General features: G+C 32.8%; 22 protein-coding genes. 18 read left to right on the forward strand and 4 right to left on the reverse strand.

The features are described 5' to 3' along the window. The 6 genes from MSMAS_RS09155 to MSMAS_RS09180 all read left to right on the forward strand — a co-directional run bounded on the left by MSMAS_RS09155 (position 1) and on the right by MSMAS_RS09180 (position 5530). A complete protein-coding gene (locus tag MSMAS_RS09155) occupies positions 1-192 on the forward strand; it encodes an ABC-three component system middle component 6 (RefSeq protein WP_048046480.1) in 192 nt (63 codons plus the stop codon). Positions 193-232: 40 nt separating this feature from the next. Further along, a complete protein-coding gene (locus MSMAS_RS09160) occupies positions 233-2008 on the forward strand; it encodes a DUF2326 domain-containing protein (RefSeq protein ID WP_048046482.1) in 1776 nt (591 codons plus the stop codon). An 875-nt stretch (positions 2009-2883) separates the two neighbouring features. Next, positions 2884-3786, forward strand: a complete 903-nt coding sequence (locus MSMAS_RS09165) for a hypothetical protein (protein WP_048046483.1) — start codon at positions 2884-2886, stop codon at positions 3784-3786. After that, complete coding sequence (locus tag MSMAS_RS17890) at positions 3786-4511, forward strand: ParB N-terminal domain-containing protein (protein ID WP_052728062.1); 726 nt, start codon at positions 3786-3788, stop codon at positions 4509-4511. The genes MSMAS_RS09165 and MSMAS_RS17890 overlap by 1 nt, the downstream gene beginning before the upstream one ends. Positions 4512-4513: 2 nt before the next feature. Then, positions 4514-4720 (forward strand): hypothetical protein, encoded by a 207-nt coding sequence (locus tag MSMAS_RS09175; RefSeq protein ID WP_048046485.1) that lies wholly within the window; start codon positions 4514-4516, stop codon positions 4718-4720. Between the two features lie 615 nt (positions 4721-5335). After that, entirely contained in the window at positions 5336-5530 is a 195-nt protein-coding gene (locus tag MSMAS_RS09180) for a hypothetical protein (RefSeq protein ID WP_048046487.1), read from the forward strand. Positions 5531-5733: 203 nt separating this feature from the next. Here the strand turns inward: MSMAS_RS09180 and MSMAS_RS09185 are convergent, their stop codons facing one another. From MSMAS_RS09185 to MSMAS_RS09195, 3 genes are all read right to left on the reverse strand, one after another. Continuing rightward, positions 5734-6498, reverse strand: a complete 765-nt coding sequence (locus MSMAS_RS09185) for a DUF2971 domain-containing protein (RefSeq protein ID WP_052728063.1) — start codon at positions 6496-6498, stop codon at positions 5734-5736. Positions 6499-6609: 111 nt separating this feature from the next. Next, on the reverse strand, positions 6610-6840 hold the full coding sequence (locus MSMAS_RS09190; protein ID WP_048046489.1) for a hypothetical protein: 231 nt from the start codon (positions 6838-6840) through the stop codon (positions 6610-6612). A gap of 68 nt (positions 6841-6908) precedes the next feature. Beyond that, complete coding sequence (locus tag MSMAS_RS09195) at positions 6909-7127, reverse strand: hypothetical protein (protein WP_048046492.1); 219 nt, start codon at positions 7125-7127, stop codon at positions 6909-6911. 433 nt (positions 7128-7560) lie between these two features. On the opposite strand from MSMAS_RS09195, the gene MSMAS_RS09200 reads away from it, so the two are divergent. After that, positions 7561-8403, forward strand: coding sequence for a hypothetical protein (locus MSMAS_RS09200; RefSeq protein WP_048046494.1), 843 nt, complete (start codon positions 7561-7563; stop codon positions 8401-8403). Between the two features lie 163 nt (positions 8404-8566). Here MSMAS_RS09200 and MSMAS_RS09205 read toward each other — a convergent pair whose 3' ends face one another. Beyond that, positions 8567-8884, reverse strand: coding sequence for a hypothetical protein (locus tag MSMAS_RS09205; protein ID WP_048046496.1), 318 nt, complete (start codon positions 8882-8884; stop codon positions 8567-8569). Positions 8885-9331: 447 nt separating this feature from the next. Here MSMAS_RS09205 and MSMAS_RS09210 point away from each other — a divergent pair, with 447 nt between their 5' ends. From MSMAS_RS09210 to MSMAS_RS09260, 11 genes are all read left to right on the forward strand, one after another. Continuing rightward, positions 9332-9685, forward strand: a complete 354-nt coding sequence (locus tag MSMAS_RS09210) for a hypothetical protein (RefSeq protein WP_155395364.1) — start codon at positions 9332-9334, stop codon at positions 9683-9685. Then, on the forward strand, positions 9672-9881 hold the full coding sequence (locus tag MSMAS_RS09215; RefSeq protein WP_048046498.1) for a hypothetical protein: 210 nt from the start codon (positions 9672-9674) through the stop codon (positions 9879-9881). The genes MSMAS_RS09210 and MSMAS_RS09215 overlap by 14 nt, the downstream gene beginning before the upstream one ends. A gap of 55 nt (positions 9882-9936) precedes the next feature. Next, positions 9937-10170: a hypothetical protein gene (locus MSMAS_RS09220; RefSeq protein WP_048046499.1), complete on the forward strand. Its 234-nt coding sequence runs from the start codon at positions 9937-9939 to the stop codon at positions 10168-10170. A 17-nt stretch (positions 10171-10187) separates the two neighbouring features. Then, positions 10188-10706: a hypothetical protein gene (locus MSMAS_RS09225; protein WP_048046500.1), complete on the forward strand. Its 519-nt coding sequence runs from the start codon at positions 10188-10190 to the stop codon at positions 10704-10706. A 28-nt stretch (positions 10707-10734) separates the two neighbouring features. Next, positions 10735-11052: a hypothetical protein gene (locus MSMAS_RS09230; protein ID WP_048046501.1), complete on the forward strand. Its 318-nt coding sequence runs from the start codon at positions 10735-10737 to the stop codon at positions 11050-11052. A 217-nt stretch (positions 11053-11269) separates the two neighbouring features. Beyond that, on the forward strand, positions 11270-11584 hold the full coding sequence (locus MSMAS_RS09235; RefSeq protein WP_048046502.1) for a hypothetical protein: 315 nt from the start codon (positions 11270-11272) through the stop codon (positions 11582-11584). A gap of 145 nt (positions 11585-11729) precedes the next feature. Continuing rightward, positions 11730-16712, forward strand: a complete 4983-nt coding sequence (locus MSMAS_RS09240; protein WP_048046503.1) for a DNA topoisomerase 2-like domain-containing protein — start codon at positions 11730-11732, stop codon at positions 16710-16712. A 37-nt stretch (positions 16713-16749) separates the two neighbouring features. Beyond that, a complete protein-coding gene (locus MSMAS_RS09245) occupies positions 16750-17358 on the forward strand; it encodes a hypothetical protein (RefSeq protein WP_048046504.1) in 609 nt (202 codons plus the stop codon). Between the two features lie 426 nt (positions 17359-17784). After that, positions 17785-18378, forward strand: a complete 594-nt coding sequence (locus tag MSMAS_RS09250; protein WP_048046505.1) for a hypothetical protein — start codon at positions 17785-17787, stop codon at positions 18376-18378. Next, complete coding sequence (locus tag MSMAS_RS09255; RefSeq protein WP_048046506.1) at positions 18375-18944, forward strand: hypothetical protein; 570 nt, start codon at positions 18375-18377, stop codon at positions 18942-18944. The genes MSMAS_RS09250 and MSMAS_RS09255 overlap by 4 nt, the downstream gene beginning before the upstream one ends. Then, complete coding sequence (locus MSMAS_RS09260; RefSeq protein WP_048046507.1) at positions 18934-19212, forward strand: hypothetical protein; 279 nt, start codon at positions 18934-18936, stop codon at positions 19210-19212. The genes MSMAS_RS09255 and MSMAS_RS09260 overlap by 11 nt, the downstream gene beginning before the upstream one ends. Positions 19213-19480 lie beyond the last annotated feature (268 nt).

Here is a 19480-nt window from a genome sequence, read left to right on the forward strand (position 1 = left end):
ATGCTGAAACCGGATAAACACACAAATCCCAAATTATCTGTTATCAACATTACAGGTATTGTAATTGAGAATCTCATTGAAAATGAAATTATGAGTTATGATGAACTCCTAAACAAGTTGATTTCTGAAACATCTGAAAATGTAAAAGATATGTTTGTCTATTCTTTATGCTTCCTCCATTTATTGAATTAAATAGAATATCTTCCTAATTTAGATGCTTTGAGGTTGAGATATGAAACTGCGTAAGATATATTCTAACGATGAAACTCAGTTTCATAATGTTGAATTCCATAATGGTCTTAATGTTATAATTGGTGAAATTACAGACAAGTCAAAAACCGACAAAGATACACATAATTTAGGCAAAACATTGCTTATTTCTCTTATTGACTTTCTTTTATTAAAACAAATTCCAGATAAATCTAAATTCTTTCTTACAAAAGGCGGTTTTGAGAACCAGGTTTTTTTTGCAGAGTTAGAATTAAATAATGGTCAATACTTGATTATTAGAAGAAGTGTTGATCATCAATCAAGGATTTCTTTCAAATTATCTGCACACAAAATGATTGATTTTGAAACAGAAATATTGTATGACTATGAAAATATTCCTCTTGAAGCTGCACAAGAAAAACTAAATAAATATCTTGGATTTGATGTGCTACCTAAATGGTCCTACAGAAAATCTGTCACTTATTTTTTGAGATCACAACATGATTATCGTGATGTGTTCAGATTGGACAAATTTAAAGGTAAAGATAAGAATTGGAAACCATTTATGTTTGATTTACTTGGTTTCAATAGCGAAGTTATCAAGGAAAAATATGAATTAGATGATGATATCAGCGATTTGGAAAAGAAAATTGATACTCTTAAGCAGGAAATTAATATCGACATTAATGAGAGAGATAAAGTTGCTGGTCTGTTGTCAATAAAGTTAGATGAAAAAGAAGAAATCTCAACCAAAATTGATAAATTTAATTTCTATGAAAGCGATGAAAAGGTTAATACTGAACTAGTTGAAGATATTGATGTTAAAATACAAATTCTTAATGCACAAAGATATGGACTTTCTGCTGAGATTAAGAAAATTGAGGACTCATTATCAGTTCCTCAAAGCGCTATTGATTTAGATAAATTAAAGCGTTTATATTCTGATGCCGATATTTATTTTTCAGATCAGCTTACTAATGATTATGAGAGTCTCTTGCAATTTAAGGATAGTATTACTAAAGAAAGAAACAAGTTCCTTCAAGAAAACTTAGCTGAATTTCTTTCTAAATATGAAGCTTTGAGTTTAGAATTGAAAAACCTTGAGTCTCAGAAAGAAAGACTTTTGGAATACCTGACTGAGAAAGACAGCTACTTTAAGTTCAAAGAACTTCAAAAGCAATTGTCTAGTATTGAAGCTAATATAATGCAATTACAAGAAAAACTAAACTCAATTGATAAAACTTCTCAATATACAAAAGAATTAGAAGAAAAAGAAAGCGAAGTTGAAAACAAAAGCAATGAGATACAGTCTTCAATTGATGAACAGAAGCATGCTGAGATTAGAAAAATATTCAATTATATAATAAAAGAAATACTCGGCGTAAATGCTTTGCTTTCTTTGAAACTAAATAAGAATGGTAATGTTGAATTCGAAGCAACTATTCAAAATCCTGAGAGCTTGGCTATTACAGATCAAGATGGTGGATCAACATATCGAAAAATGCTCTGCATAGCTTTTGATCTATCACTCTTAATTTATTATGCAAACAGATCATTTTACCGTTTTGTATATCACGATGGATCACTTGAAGCTTTGGATAATAGAAAAAAAATACGCTATATTTCAACAGTTAAAAAAATATGTGCAGACTATAATTTGCAATATATACTTACTGTTATTGACTCTGATTTACCAAGGGATGAGTATGGGAATGTTATACAATTCCAAGAAAATGAGATTTGCTTGAAGCTTCATGATAGAGATGATAGTGGTAAATTATTTAAGAAGAGTTTCTAAATTGCTATAATAGAATAATTACTGCTATTAGACTAGAAAATTATCAGATTAATCAGTTCAAATTAACTCCTCAATGCTTTCTCCTTAATTTGTAAATAGACTCTAAGTCTTCAAGCTATTCCCTTATCTTTATTAAAAATATTTTTTTGCAAAATGATTTAATTTTTCCTCCTCCAACCTCCTAACATCGAGACTTAAACTTCTTAAACCTTAACCTGATCCTCGGAAACCAAGTTTTCCCAAGCCTTAACCCTCTCTAAAACGTGGTTGTTGAGTGTAAAGGGCTTATCACTCTTAGCGTTCTGTTTCATGTAATGTAACGTACCCTTAGAAAACCCTAACTTTTTCCAATCAACATAAGAAATACTCAGGATCTTTTGCCTTATTTCTTTTCTTCTCTTTCCTTTTTCTTCTTAACATAAAAAGAACAGTAAAATTAATATAAATTTTCATATTAATTTTTAAATGTATTACGGCTATTGTTTACGGTTCTTGTGTAAATGTTTGCTTTTTAATTCAAATGAAAATCCTAAGAAATTACGTGAAAATAACGTGAAAACTACGTAAAAATACATAGGAAATAAGTAAAGTCTACGTATAATTCCTGTAAAAACTACGTATATTTTTAAGAAGTTCAATAAACCAAGCACAGAAGCAAGGTAAAGTCCTTTAGTCAATAAATTGAAAATCTTAATTTCCTGAAAAGCTGTTCTACTGGTAACGATTTAAGCTAATTATATATAAGTTTTCGTTTTCATTAGATATCTAGCGAAACATTTATATACTTTGAGTGCGTATATAGTATATGTACTTGTAAGTTTTTATGGGTGCACAGTGTAAAATTATTATTAATTTGGATAGGGGTTGGTTTAAAAATGGCTTGTGAGAAGTTTAAAAAATATAAACCGCAAAAAGAACAGCAAGTTTTACTTGAACAGATAATGATTATTATTAACGATTATATGATAAAAGGATTCGTGCTTACTTGTAGGCAAATATATTATCAGCTTGTAGCAAGAGTTATTTTAACTAATAATCAGAAAAATTATAACAAAGTAACTAAAATAATTTCAAATGCTAGAATGGCTGGAATTATTGATTGGAATGCGATAGTAGATAGAAACCGTGAATCATATATGCACTATTATAATTTAGGTATAGACGATGCAATAAATGATACACTAGAACAGTATAGGGTAAATAGGATGCTTTTGCAAGATGTATATATTGAAGTTATGATAGAGAAAATGGCTATCTATGACATTATAAAAACAGTTACAAATAAATATTCAATTAGGCTTACAGGTGACAAAGGCTTCTGCTCTAATACTATACTTTATGATATATCAAAAAGAATGATAAGGGCTTTACAAGAAGGTAAGACTGCATATATTCTTTATGTTGGTGATCATGATCCTAGTGGATTAACGATGGATAAAACCATTAAAGAAACAATAAGTCTAATGGGTGCAAATGGCGTTGAATTTAGACGCGTAGCCTTAACATTTGAACAAGTAAAAGAATATAATTTGCCTCCAAATGTTGTGAAAGATGGGGATAGGAATTCAGGGAAATATAAAGAAGAGCATGGTTCTACTTCCTGGGAATGTGATGCATTACCACCTGAAATTTTAGTAGAGTTGTTAGAGACTGAAGTACTAAAAATTATTGACATTGAAAATTATAACTACATGTGTAAGGTAGAGGAAGAAGATAAAGAGAAACTTAGACAAATAATTGACAGTATTAAAATGACTAACAACTATGGGGTGGCGTAATGGTAACAATTGATCCTGAATTTAAAAAACTTATTGATCCACTTAACGAACAAGAAAGAGAAGACCTAGAAAACAGCATACGTGAAAATGGTTTTAATCCTGCTTTTCCTGTCATATTATGGAAAAATCACGATATAGTTGTAGATGGTCACAATAGGTTTGAAATCTGTCAAAAATTAAATGTTGAGCCAAAAATTATAGAGCAAGAGTTTGAAAGCCGTGAAGCTGTAAAAGAGTGGATGATTCGGGCACAACTGTCTAGGAGAAACTTAACACCTGAACAGCTCTCATATTTTAGAGGGCTTAAATACAATACAGAGAAATCGAGTTATGGCGGTTCAAGTTGCAAAAATTGCAACTCGAAAACTAATGAGAAGCTTGCTAAAGAGTTTGGTGTAAGTGCTAGAACCATCTCCAATGATGGGAAATATACTGAAGCAATTGATAAGATTTGTAAAGTCTGTGATATTAGCAAGCAAGAGTTATTAAGAGATTTTAAAAAATCTGATATCATAGAATTAGCAGACATGCCTGAAAATAAGGTAAAAGATGGACTTGAAAAGCTTAGAAGTGGGGATAAAAAGAAAAAGAATGCAAAAGGATCTTGCCCTTATTATCTTGAGTTTGACTCTGAAATAAATAAGAAGATTATAGAAATGGCAAGAGGGAATGCAAAAGCATTGTTTGAAAGTCTTATAAATGCGGAATATGAAAGGAGGCATTAAACATGCCTCAATTTAAACCTTTATACTCAGAAAAAGACTTCCTAGATGCTCTTAATGGAGAACTCCGGACCCTTGGCGGTATAACTAAAAAAGTCGGTTGTGCTAGGATGACCTGTATGAACTACATTAATAGTCTTGTTGAAGCTGGAAAGGTTGAGAAGCTTTCAGTAGATGATGGACAGCTTTATGTTTATAAAAAGGTTGAGTGAGAGTCACAGAATAACTAAAGAATTTATAAATAAGCTTACCGATTTAATTTAATTCTTCTCTATCCTTCTCAACAATAAAATTAATATAAATTTTCATATTAATTTTGAAAAGGAATATGGTTGTTTACGGTTTTGTGTATATATTTGCTTTTCAACTCACATGAAAAGTATATGAAAATCCTAAGAAAATCCTAAGAAATTACGTGAAAACTACATGAAAACTACGTAGAAATACATATGAAATACGATAATTACCGTATAAACTACGTAGATTTTAATAAGTGCAAGAAATCAAGCACAGAAGTCACAGAAGTCATAAAATAGAGCAATCTATCCGGAATCCTTAGAAATGCTTAAATACTTAAACCTGAAAAGCTCTAATTACCCTTCTTTTGCTTAGTTTCTCTGGTAAAAGACTTCGTTTAAAATGAAGGCTCTAATCTGGACCTAGTTTAAAGTGAAATTACAGAATATTATTTTATTTATTTCTGTATATATGTAATTTAAGAGGATAATTTAGTAAGTTTTTTAAATATATAGATTGCTCTTTTTCAAAATTGGATTTTCTGTATATTGATTTAAGAGAATGCATATCTTCTAACGGAGGCGAATAAATTGGATGAAATAAAGTATGTTGGGAAAGAGAACGTAAGTTATTGTGTTAATGGCGATATTGCTGATGATTTTGAGGAATATCTGAATATGAATAAAATTCCCGTTCACGCATCAGTAAATGGTACTGATAAAACGTTTATTGTCGATAAGAAACACGCCGACGAGGCTGATGAGTTTTTCAAGCAGTATACTTAATATTTTATTGATCACTTGATCAAAGAAAATATGCTGAATATCCAGCATATTTTCTTTTCTAACTATATTTTATCAGGCATTGCAACTTTGACTGAACGTCACACTTCTTGTTAAATATTGTATGAGTGAGGGACAGAGAGCTTAAAGAAGCAGAAGAGAAGAAGCGACAGTTAGATTATTTATTAATCGATGGTTAAAATATCTTAAGATGGACCATCGTATAAATTCGATCGAATAATTTCTTTGTTCAACCCGTACATTTTTGAAATTGATTTCACTAAATCTAAGAACCACTTTGAAGACTTGGGAGAAACATATATCTTTTCAATCAAAATATCCAATGAAATTGGAACGTATACACCATTATTAATTAATTCATGCTTTTGCAAAACTTGGTTTTTATCTGTATAACATATCTCACCATCATGTTTTATTGTATGAACTAACGCTCGAATTTCGTTTTCATGTTCAAAACTTCTCCTTTTATATAGGTAAGGTGAAAAAACGTTCTGTTGAGGTATTTTCTCAATATTCCAATCAATATACTTTACTTTTCCAATATATACCGGATATGGACACTCAGAAAAACAATTTTTTAATCTGTCAAAGTCGGATTTAATTGAAATACCTTCATTGTCATCTGAATAAAGTTTCCACATAGCAGCAGATTCCTCTTTATTCCTGTGCCAACAGTTCAAAACTACATTATCTTCTTTTGAGTTATTAAGTAAAGTACGTATGTTTTGATCTATTAGAGAGGTTTCATCGTATTTTTCTAGGAGTTTATTCATTTCAGTTAGGTTAGCATTTGAATAAGAGCCTTCATAAGGATCTTCAAATAATTTGGGTTTAGCGAAAAATAAACTGTTTTTATCCAGTAAAGAAATAAAATATTGAAATTTTAGATATTTCCAAATTGTAGTTGAATCTTTATCTGGGGGCTCGAAGCAGTAATGTTTCTCATACATTGTATCAAAGAAATATCAATCGAACTTGTAGTATAAAGTTTTTGTTTTCTGTAGTTAGATTAAGCTGATATTTGACTTAATAAATATCAAAAATTTGTTATTTTGTGGACATTATACTTTAACTTCGATTAAAAATTTTAATTTTTGGGCAGTAAGTGGATTGTCGGGAAACGCTGATCTGATTTTATCAAGAAAATTTGCATCTACCGCATATTTTTCACCATTAGGATGAGTGAAAATTATTGCTTGATCACCAACATCAAGTAGGTTATTTTTCGGAATGGCTACAATGTACCCTTCGTCTATTTGGATATAATATTCAGATTTTTCTACTTCTGTCATAATTTAACATCACCATTATTGATGTAATAGGTTATGACTTCCGGAAGCTCACACAACCAGTTTTATATTCATAATCCCATACTTTTCAGTCTAGAGATACTAGCCCTTTCTTTTCTGTCTTCTCTTTCTTTTCTGTCTTTCTTTTCTTTCCTAATATCAGCTTCAATTTTATTTACTGCACTCTTTGGAGCACACTTATTAACTGTCTTTTCAACACTCGTAAGTCGGTCATTTAGCTTTTCGATTTCTTCTTCCAGTTGCTTAATTTTCTCGTCTATGGTGTCCAATTGCTCAACCTCACGTCATAGTTTTATGAGTTCAATAATTACAGTAATATATACATCATAAATATCTGTCTAATAGTATAAACATCTTTCTATTGTAAAGGAATTCGGTAACTGTACATTTTTTCTTTATATCTAATTTGTAACCTTCCTTTTAGTAACTTGACTATAGTTAGATAGTTAGGTCACAGACAAAAGAGAAAAAAAATAATGTTGTATCAATTGATCGTTTTTAACTAAATTGCCAAATTTTTCTGCATACCTAGAGGATTGCTGAGGAAGATTTGTATAAACTTCCAGTTTGAAAACAATTAAATATATTGTAAACAGTGTAAATAATATTTAGTCAAGCCTATGTAGGAAAATAGAAGCAATAAAGGGGAAACTATAGACTTTAATAAATTATGAATTATAAGAATTGTAGGGGGTACATAAAGTGAGGGTTACCAAAGAATTGTCTTTAAAAATTAAAGATCTTCCAGATCGCGAGTCAGTTGAGCTGAATAGATTTTTAGATAAATTGTTAGAAAATAATTGTCCACAAACATCAAAGAAATGTGCTGCTGCAACTCAACTGGAAAAATTAAAGAATAAACCTTATTTTGAGGATCTTGATACCGTAAATCTAGCAAAAAATCTTAGAAAAGATTGGGACGTAGTAAAGCAAAATAAATTACTAACATATTTTGTAATAGATTCATTCTGTGAATTTAACAATCCGCAATCCGAAATATTTGCGGCTAAGAGGATAAACGGAGATAGTAGGACTGGGAGCTTTTTTGAAGATAAATTCTTTTTTCTTTTGAAATCTTACTTACTTTCTAAATCGGACTTGTTGACTTTAGAAGGCAAATTTGAAAAAATAAAACTCACCTTAAATGATTCGATTGCTGTCCCTGGAGAAAGAAGAAAAAGAAAACCTGACGTACTTATTCGGGATTATGTGACAGATAAACCAATCTGCATAATGGAACTTAAAGCTAGTTTCACGAAGAGGAGTTTAGCGAAAATATATAATGTTGATTATGAGATGTGGAAGCAGTTAAATGAGAACCTAAAATTCTTGTACGTAATATTTAGAAGCAATAGTGAGAATAAGATTGATGTCTACAAAAAAGCAGAAGGTTGCAGAATCATCTGCTATGATTTAAAAACAGACAAAGATAGTAGGATTAAAGGAATAAAGCCCCAAATTGTTAATTCGATTGAGGATATCTTTGAAGAAGTCTATCAAGCCATCAGTGATTTTGAAATAAATAAAGTTTCATTAGTGGTTTGACGGTGTGACACTTGCTGAAGCTTGTAGAATTGAGTTAAAAGGAGGTAACAAATGGCTTACGCTGATTCAGAACGCAAGTATGCAGATAAAAACAAATTAATTTTTTAATGTGTCGCAAGATTTGATACTACTATTACATATTTTTCATCTAACATCTGATTTTTCAGTATTTCCTTTTCCTAAAAATCGTAAACCTCCCATTGCCAGTGTAATACACTGCATAACTGTAGTTTTTACCATCGAAGTATTGATACCCAGTTCTCAGCTGCTTCGTGGATCTTCCTAATTCATCACGTACGAACATATACTCCTTTGCATGCCACTTTACCCAATCAGACGTTCGTTCGGGTGGTAGACGTGAGTATCCTGCAGGGCGCAGGTTTCCAAGTTGTTTTCCTGAATCGTTCTGTGTTCTTCCAAGTGATGTAAAAAGAACTATCATTCCTACAAGTGCCAATAAATAAAAAGTCTGATCATCCATTAAGTTACCCCAAAATTAAAAATTATAATCATAATTATTAGAAATAATGTATGCCTTGAATATATGAAAGCAAGAAACTTAAATAATTATTAAAATTGAATGATTCAGAGTCTTTCTTGTAGGATGCAAGAAACATCAGGCTTTAATGTTTTGGCTTAACATTGGGTTTCTTATCAAGTTTGGTAATGGGTTAAGGGCAAAGTAACAAGCAGCCCTGTAGTTTCCAGAGAAATTCATTATATTAAAAAGTAAAAACTTAGAATTCTGAAAATCTGTTAGACTGATCTTGTTTTTTATTATCGTATATAAGTTTTCGTTTCCACTACTAGGTAATAGAAAGGTTTATATACTTTGAACACCTATAATTATATTGGGGATTAATAAAAATGTCTTAACTGTTGGGGTGTCAAAATAATGAGATTAAGTCAAGATAAGAAACGTGCTCGAATGAGTGAAATTGAAAAACTCCTTCCTGGTATCGAGATTGAGAATATAACGCTTCCTGTAGGCGCAATAGACAAAAATGAAATGCAGAAACTTGAAGCGGAGTACAAAAAGCTTAGTGAAAGCTATTGGGAAACTGTTTACAAGCAGCGTGAAGCTAGTTGGAATAATACTAAGAAAAAACTTGCTAAACAACATGAAGAAGCACAAGCTAGGAAGAAAATAGACGATGAAATACATGCTGAGTATATTGCTACAATTGTTAGGCATAACAAAGGCGACTATACAGAGGAAGAGAAAGAAAACATTAGGAGAATAAATGAATCTTTAAGAGGTTCTAAAAATGCCAGTGTTTGAGCCAAAGTATACAGAAGATGACTTTGAAAAGGTGTTAAAAAACTGTTGCCTCTGCACAATTGGATATATTACAAAAAAAGTAGGTTGCTCTCGAAAAACGACTGAGACTTATTTAAATAAAATGTTGAAGGATGGAAAAGTCACAAAAATAGAAGTTGATGAAGGACAAAGCCATGTTTGGGCTCTAATGGATTAAATTAAAAGTGGTGTGGTATGTGGTGGTATCCTGAAAAAATAGGCAAGGTGAAAAAATGGAAAAACCAGGATACAAAGAAGAACAGGTAGAAGAACTGAAAAACAGTATTGAAAGGCTTAATGTGATAATTGCAAACATAACTAATGAAGTGCAGAAAGTTGTATTTAATGTGTATATTTCTGACTCTGTGGCAGTCACAGGGCTTGAGAAATTGAATCAATCATTAGAAACAGCAATCAAAACAAAATCATTGCTTCAATTACAGTTAAACACTTTAAGAAGGGTTTGAGGGAGTAAGGGGTAAAAATGGCATCAGAATTAAACGAGCAGGGTGTGAGTCTTGCATATTGCAAAACAAAAAGCCGACTATGCAGAGGTTTTTGGGAAGTCCTAAATGGGGTACCTATTGAAACTTTGGATCTTAAACCAGATCAAAAAGAAAAAATAAAAAAATATATGCAGGCTTCCATAAATGGAAAATCAATCTATCAAATTTCTCAAGAAGTTGGCGTATCTAGTTTTTGTTGCGGTGAGCTGCACAAAACAAAAAAGCAGCATAGGAGAGCCTTTTTTGCAACTAGCAGAGGATCAACAGTTCAAAACAAACCACAGTATACAGTAAAACAAAGTAAATCTGTTGCAGTTGAAAATGAGCTTTTAAATTTCTTGAAATCTCAAAAATCACCTATATGTGCCTCCGTGTGCGCAAAAGGTATGGGTTGGCAAGTGTACAGCACTTATTATATGTTGAAGAAAATGGAAAAGAAAGGGAAAGTCAGAAGGGAAAAGAAAAACAGCTATACGAAGTGGGAAGTCACAGAATAAGTAAAGTTTTTAGTATGGGGGTTAGTGTATGATAGGGAATTTAATTATTGGGTTTGTTGCTAGTTTCTTTATGGTAATTTTTCTTCCAGATGAAATAATGAATGGTGCTCTAGGTAATTTTATTTTGATTGGTTTATTTATAGGAATAACTGCATTGACATATTATATATTTCCAAATAGTAATGACTTTGAAAATAATACTAAAATAAGAATGTATAATGACGGTAAAACTGTAACTACCGTAGCTGTATATCCAGACGATACTGAGCAAATTATATCAGAGTCAAATACTGCAGATTATGATATGATTCAAAAATATAACGCCTCTCATGAAAAGAAGGCATAATATAATTTTTTTCAATAGCTGTTTAAGTGTCGCAACTAGCTAACTTATAATCCTTTTTTTAATACTTTCTCTCTTTTTTCTATCATTTTCACTATCTGTAGGCTGCGCAAGGCTTTATATACTTTAAATTATATATTTTATGTAATAAAATATATAACTACTATTGTTTGTATTTTATTTATAAATTATATATAAATACCATCCGGAGTGGTTCTTAGTGACAGTAAAAACAAGAAAAATTATTAGAAAACCAGTTAAGAGATCTGTTTCTAAAAAACAGTATCGTGTTGTAATGGCTGTGAAAGTCGGTCCGTTTGTATCAAAATCTGCAGCTGTAACTGTAGCAAATCAAGTAGCTAAAAAAGGCATAGCTGTACAGAATCTTACAAAAGCAGGTAAAGGATACTCATTCACAACAAAAGTAGGATATAAATGTGCTTCAGCATCTGTAAAAAAACAGGTAATTGCAAAACTGAAAGCTTACGCTAAACAGTCTGGTATGCCTGCAAGTGCTTACAAAATTACAGCATAAGCTATAGGTGAGAACATGCGAAAAACTACAAAGCGAGTGCCAAAAATAAAGGCTAAGCATGTGCATGTAAGCCTGAAGCGTCCTGTTCTAAAAATTGTACAGATTAAAAAACCTATCATAAAAATTGTAAAGGGTGGGGGTAAAAATGGCAACAGGCGAATGGTATAAGGATTACAACGCTATACAAAGGAAATCACCAGCAGGTTCAGGTGGTGCTTCATGGGCTGCATATTTACGGCAAAAGACTGCAGTAGAAAAAGGGTATGCTGAAGCCTATAAAGAACTCGATTATGCAGCACAGGAAGAAGGTGTATCTGCAGAACGTCCTATGATATCTGGGAGTATGTCGCAGGCTCAACACCAGGAACTTTTACAGAAATATCTTTCAAATATTAATAACGAAGTATTAAAAAAGAATGTGACTTTAGCTTTAAAAGACGTTCAAAGTCAAGGTGTAGCCGCTGGTGTAAGTGTTGGGCTGCCTTCATTGGCAAATCTTACACACGAAAATGCACAATCATTTATTGACACTTATATAAATACTGTTAATCAGAGAATTTATGTTAATTATGCAACCACAGCAGTAAATGATTTACACTCTCAAGGTATAGCAGGCGGTGTAAATGTTGCTGTACCTGTTGTTTCAGGTAGTTTAACTCAGGCTAGTGTTCAAAATATTATAGATAACTACCAGTCACAGGTAAACAATGCTTTAATTGTAAAATCAACGCAGGATGCTATTAACAGTGTAGCCTCTCAAGCTAAACAGTACGGAGTAAGTGTTTCAACTCCTAACGTAAGTGGTAACATTACTGAAGACTCTGCAAATAAAATGATAGACAGCTATGTCTCACAAGTAAACAGTGCAATACTTGTTAAAAACACTCAGGACTCACTTAAGAGCATTCAGGTTCAGGCTGCAAGTTATGGTGTGACTTTAGCAGCTCCTTCTGTATCTTCAAGTATCACAGAAACGGCAGCAAACGCGCTTATTGATAAATACGTAGCTGACGTAAACACTAAACTGTCAACCATGGCAGCTACAGAAGCACAGGCTCAGGCAGTAAGCAGTAGTCAAATACAAACCTCTCAAGTACTTAATAATGCACTTGTAGGTTCGCTAACTACTTTTAGTCCGACTCAAACCGTCACAGAAGGCGGGATTACAAAAACTTATACGATAGAAAACGGAAAATTGTATAATGTTGGTGTTAAAGGTAACTTATACGCATTAAGTGAATATGAATTATCTCATGATGTAAAAAATGTAGAATACGACTCTAAAGGAAACATAACCTATTACGAAATTGGTACTCCTACAGGTTGGACTACTAGCACATATGAAAAAGCTCAACAGTCTCAGCAGACTGCAGCAATAGCACAAGTAAAAGCAGGCACTTACGTTGCACCGGAAGTAAAAGGTAGTGGATTAGCATATAAAGTAGCTTTAAGCAACGCAGACCAAAAAGAGTTAATTCGTGAGCGCGAAAGCAACCCTAAATTAACAGAGTTACAATTTAGGTTAGATCGTGGGCTTTCTGTTGTTACAGTAGCAGGCTCATATGTAGAGCCAAAATTTAAAGGTGGGAACAAGTCAGCTAATGCTAATACTGTTAAAAAGTCAGAGCTTAATACTGCAAAAATATCAACAAAGCTTACAGGCAGTGAAAAATTAGCTAAGATTAACGCAAGTAGTAGCATAAATTCTAGTGTGGTTGCGAGATCTGGAACTGCTAAAGACGTAAAAGCCGTAAAACTTTCTGTTAAGGATGTTAATATAAAAGAGTCTGCTAAACACCCAGGACAAATACAACTAAAAGATGGCACTTGGGTTAACCAAATAGAAAAAGTAGGTAATGGCAGCGTAAAAGAAGCTATAACAGTTATAGGTGCTGTAAAGTCACTTGAAGAAGCAGATAAACTTTACCAGCAGAAATTAGCAGGAAGCTATAACCCTGTGTCCAGAAAAGATATCACTAGTGGAGACACTAAAACTGTAATCCATGGTACTGTGACTAACGAATACGCAAAAGCAAAACATGATAAAATTGTTGCCGATATAAAAGCCGCTAAACAATTAGCAGTAGAAATAGAGAAAACCTTTAAACCTATACTTGATGCAAGGGAAAAAGTTGTAAATCCGATTACAGTACAAGGTAAGTTTGGTACAGGTGCAGCTAACGTCACATATAAAAGCGGAAAATACGAAAAAACTGCAGGTACATATAGATCAGAACTTAAAGCAGCTCAACAGAATGCAAAGATACCAATCACAAATAAAACAAGTGAAAAAGATAAAAAGATAATACTTGCAGCTCAAGCGTATTTAGAGTCTCATAATATGAATGCTGATTTAGTTTCTGCATCTTTTGTAGGTAGTAAAGCGGTACCATTTAAAACAGTGGATCAGCTAAATTATGAAAAAACTTTGAAAAGTGATATACCTACATTTGCAGCAATGGCAAAATTAAATAAAAAGTTTCAGGATACTTTTTCATATAAGAATGTGACTGGGAAAGCTAGTAAAGAATTAGGTGAAATAAATAAAGAAGTTGCTGAATTTTTGGATTTGCCAAGTCTGGCTGAAATTGAAAAGAAACGTGATGCTCTGATACCAGACATACAATTTAAAGTCACTCAACCAGGGAAAGCGACTAGAGAATATACACTAAAAGATAAGCATCGAGAGGCGCAAGAGGTTGTATACAGTAATAAGTATGGAAAAGCAGTAATGGATACTACATATGATGCTTTAGAGTCTGGAAGAACTAAGCCAGTGACGGCAGCAGCTACAGTAGCAGCAATGTATGCTAGTGGTGCTATAGCTGGTGTTGTTGTTGAGGGTGGTTTAGGTTTAACGGCTCTAGGAGCTAGTAAAATAGCTGCTAAAGCAGGCGCAGGTACTTTAATAAGTAAAGGTGCTGGTGTTGCAGCTAAATATATCCCAACTGCAGGAAGGTTAACACTAGGTACTTATGTCGGTGTTGAGGGTGCAAAAACTGTAATGTCAGGTGATGCACAAAAAACGGTTAATTTCATAACCTCATTAGCTGTAGGCGGTATGGGTTACTCTAAAGGTGCAAAAATTGTAAAAGATCCAATTTCGATAATTCCAGGTGTTAAAACAGTAAAATTACAAGAAGTAACTGCTGGGCATGGTACAACTGTTAAAGATATTACAGTTGGAGAAACCTTTTCAATAGGTGGAAAATCTGTGATCTCTCGAAATGCAAATGGCGGGTTTGTGAGAGGTGCACCTTCATTACCTGTTGAAATGTCAAAAACTTTGAGTATAGAAGGTAAACTTGAAAACAGACTTATACAGGCTTTTGACAAAGCAGATAATGCAGCCTTTGAGGCAACTGCTAGAAGGTGGTCCGGTGAATCTGATGTTTTATTATTTAAGTCGGGTAAAAAAATATCTGATGTGGCATATGGGTTAAACAAACCTGTTACAACTCCAAAGAAATTTGAGATTACAAGTGAGCATGTACCTAATGACATAAAACCAATTGTGAAAGACACTATAGTAGCTTTTGGGAAAGGAAAGTCACAGGGTATAGAAGTTTATGGATCTGTAGCCCAGAAGGCACAAATGAAGGGTTATTTAAGCAGAATCCCACAAGATATCGAAGTATCAGTCTCATCAACAGATAAATTTATTGCATTATTTAAAACAAAGGCTGTTAAAGCAGGTTTTAAAGAGAGTGTAGATTTCAGAATAACTAAAGTAGAGGCTGATGCTCCAAAGATTGAATTTAAGATAGATGGGAAATGGCAAAAAGGTGTTGAAGTATTCTCATCTAAAGCAGGTAAAAATAAAGACATGCCAGGATACAGGTCTGAAGATAGAATTGCATTCGGATATGAAAAATTAGGATCTTTAAAAGTTGAAGACATTAAAATGATGAAGTTGCAAGAACAGGCTGCTAGAAAACATGCTGGTGCAACATCATTACAGGGCGGGGAAATAAAGCCAGTTCACCCAGGAAGATCAAAAGATATACGTGATCTTATTGAAATTGGTGTAGCTAATGAAGTCACATTTAAAACTGGAATTTCAAAAGAGATTATCCAATATGCAAGACTATATTCTGCAAAGAATCCAAGTGTAAAAGAATCACCAATTGCAGAGTATCTGATAAGCGAGGGTAAAATACCATCTAAACCAGAATTTAATGTTTTGACATCAGGCATATTAAAAAAATCTGAAATGATGCATATTATAACGAGAATGGAGAGCTTTGAGAAAGAACTTCAAGCCCTTGATGATATTCTCAGAGCTTATAAAGCAGTACAGGATAATTTGGCAATAAAACAAACACCTAAAATGCCTAATGCATCATACAGGGCAGTAAGACAGATAAGAGCAAGACAGTCACCTGCTGTAATTAGTAGCAAAAAAAGCAATACAAACGTAGCTAAAAAAGGTGTATCAGCTAGATTTAGACAATCTGTAAAGCCTAAAGCAATTGAAAAAGATATACTTTATGTAAGTAAATCAAAAGCTACTGGTATAAAGGATTTAAAAAATCTGGCAAACGTGTCAAAAACATTAGGATCTAAGGTAATAGGATCAAAAGCAATAGGATCTAAGGCTTTAGGGTTTAGAGTGACAGAAAGTAGCAAGCCAATATCAATATCGAAAGCTAATGGTAAAGCTGTTTCAAAGGTTGTAAAATCTAAAGGTACAACAACACTAAGCAGAGCAGTACCTATAAGAGTTACACCAAGTAAAACAATACCCTCAAAGGCTACTACAAGTAAAATAAAACCTTCAAAGGCTATACCTAGTAAAACTATACCTTCAAAGACTACTCCAAGCAAGGCAACACCATCAAAGACTACTCCAAGCAGGATGATTCCAAGCAGGGCTGTTCCAAGTAAATCCGTGCCTTCTAAATCAATACCAAGCAGATCAATACAATCAAAAGCACGTCCAAAACGTGTAAATTCAAAATCTAGTGTAAGTTCTGTAGGTAGAAAACCAACACCTTCTAAACCTGTACCAGTACCAACACCTAAAATAAAATCAAATTCAAAAGGCATAAAGAGATATACAAATAAGAAAAACTTCGAGCGTGACATTAAAAACGTTCTAGGAAGTATGAAAAGTATGTTTGGGTGATTAATTCACCCTTATTTTTATTTTGGGGGTTTGAAAAATGGGGTTTTTCGGAAATATAGCAAAAAAGGCGGCTAATGCTGTTTATAATGACAGTAGAAAGACATACAATAACGGTAAAGCTTATTATAACTACAAAATGCAGCAAGCAGAAGCAGCACAAGCTGATAGAAGAAAAGCCGAAGCTGCCTTTAAAGGATATACACATAAAGGCACATTTGGCACTTCAGCAGTTGAAAAAATGCATTTACATGGTGCTGAAAAGCAATACCGTGATAATGGCTATGACGTGCTTAAACATATTGTGACTCTCAGCAATGGAAAAACAGGTATTAGGCTATATGTGAAAAAATTAACACAGAGAGCACATAAGAAGATTGCAACTAAAGCACCTGCCAGGATCACAGGGAAAGGTAAAGCTAAGAAGATCTCAAAAGCAAAAGGTAAAGCATTTACAAAAACTATGATCCTTAGCAATAAGCGATATACTTTAGCTTCAAACTTCCACCATTACGGAGACAGGGCAAGAGCTTACGCAAACAGTCTTAAGCAACAGGGTTTTTCTGCCAGGGTTAAAACAGCTAATGTAAATGGCATCACAAATTATGCTGTTTATACTCGGAATCCAACTAGAAGTAGAAAGATTTAACCCTTCTTTAATTTTATAAACTGAGGGCTTAGAAGTAGGGTTTAAAAAATAGTTGGCAAGGCTTGCAATTAGCGAAGATAGCAAAAACAATGTGAGTTTTGGTTTATCTTATGGACCAAGCCAGAACAGGGCTAATATTAAGACTCCTGCAGAATACATATTTAAAGGCGCGTATAAACCATCAAAGTAGCATTAAAGCATGTTATCAATAATTATAAAACGGTTGTTTGGCAATGTAAAAGAGTCAAAAGGATAGAGGCTAAAATAAGGAAATTGAGAAAAATCTGGATTTGTTTTTGGTTAAAATATTTAGTCTGTATAATCCACAAAGGTTAAAAATGTTTGAAAAAAAGATGATATGAAAATGGCTAAATAGTATTAATAAGGATCAAAGGCATATTTACTTCAAACATTGTAGGTGGAATTATGGAAATATCCTTAATTGGAGTTAATATTGTAGTTTTAGCTAAAAATCACAACCCTTCAATAATCTCTAAAGATTGGCTGTCTCAAAAAAAGATAATTAAGGATAATGTGATTTCTTTTACACATACACCTGCGTTTTCTGTAGTGGAAACTGAGAATTACTCATTTTACGTAGACCCAGATAGACTTCAATTAACTTTAAAAAACGATATTATCAACAGGGTTGATTTATTACCAGAAATGATTTTGGCTTATATTTCTGCACTTCCAGAAGTACCATATTTAGCGGTTGGATTTAATTTTTCATACAATCTAAAAACAGATGAGAGCGCTCTTCGGAAAATATACTGTTACGATACTGAGAAATTTAAGTCATTATTTAATGAAGATTACCAATTAGGTAGTATAATAAAGTTCAAATTTGATAATTTTGCAGTAACTTTTATTGTTCAGCCAAGCTCAGATCATAATCGGATAACCGACTTTAATTTCCACTGCCAGCTAGAAGGTTCAAAAAATATAAGTAAGTGTATTGAGAAATACAAAGAGGCAAAAGAATACTCTAAAAATACATTGGAAGGTTTTTTTCGATGAGTGACACTGCATCGCTGCAATCATTGTCAATAACTAGTGGGATTGATCCTTCAATAATCCAAAGAATGCAGCGCCCTATCAATACAATCAATCATGAAAGTTTAAAAATTATAAATTCTCATTCAATAGACACTCACTCTCTAGCTTCCACGTTTAAACCATATAATATAGACCTTATAGACTTAGCTTTTGCTCTCGGATCTGCATATCAATCTACAGTTAACGGAATGAAAATTCTAATTAACGTTTCTAAAAAAGAAAACTCTAAACACACTAATTCACTTTTTTTTGATAAAGTTAGATGGGAAAACCATATACTTCAATTTAAACATCCTATTGCTGTTGATATAGTATATACCAATGACTTTTTGGAAGGCAATAATGAAGAATTGGGTATTTTCTTGGCAGCTTCAGACATTGAACAACTTAAACGCAATTTTGAAGAAGACTTTTTTGTTATGTGGGATGTCTATTCTAAAGAACCAGATGAGAAACTTACTAAAAAAGCAAAAGATATAAAATACAGAATTCTTAACCTTATATCGGGTGTTTCAATTGAAGTTTAAAACACGAAAGATATCTTCAGCTCTTAAGACAAAGGGATTTAAAGAAGAAGAAACCCATCACACCTATTTTTGGTTTTATTATAATGGATTACGAACTCACATTAAAACAAGAATTAGTCATGGTGATGGTGAGTATGGAGATGGTTTATTGTCAGCTATGAAGAAACAACTTTATCTAAATTCAATGAATGATTTGGAAAATTTGATTGAGTGCCCCATGTCTCAAGAGGATTATATTGAACAACTCCTAGATAAAAATCAATTATAACTTTAAAATAGGTTTTACATTCTTTAATCTCGACACTCTCATTCTATACTAACGTAATTCACTTATTTCCACTCTTTAACTCGATTACATAAGCTTCAGCCATTGTCGTTTTCTCATAGTCACAATAATTGTAAAACTGCTTAAGCTTAAAAGCCAGACTTATCATCTCAATGCCTTTTTTATAAAACTGCGAGTGAGAATGTAAAACTGCCACTATAGATCACGATTCTAAAACAGAATAACTGCGGCGTCCTATTGCGAGGAAATC

The sequence above is a fragment of the Methanosarcina mazei S-6 genome (assembly GCF_000970205.1).
Taxonomy (GTDB): domain Archaea; phylum Halobacteriota; class Methanosarcinia; order Methanosarcinales; family Methanosarcinaceae; genus Methanosarcina; species Methanosarcina mazei.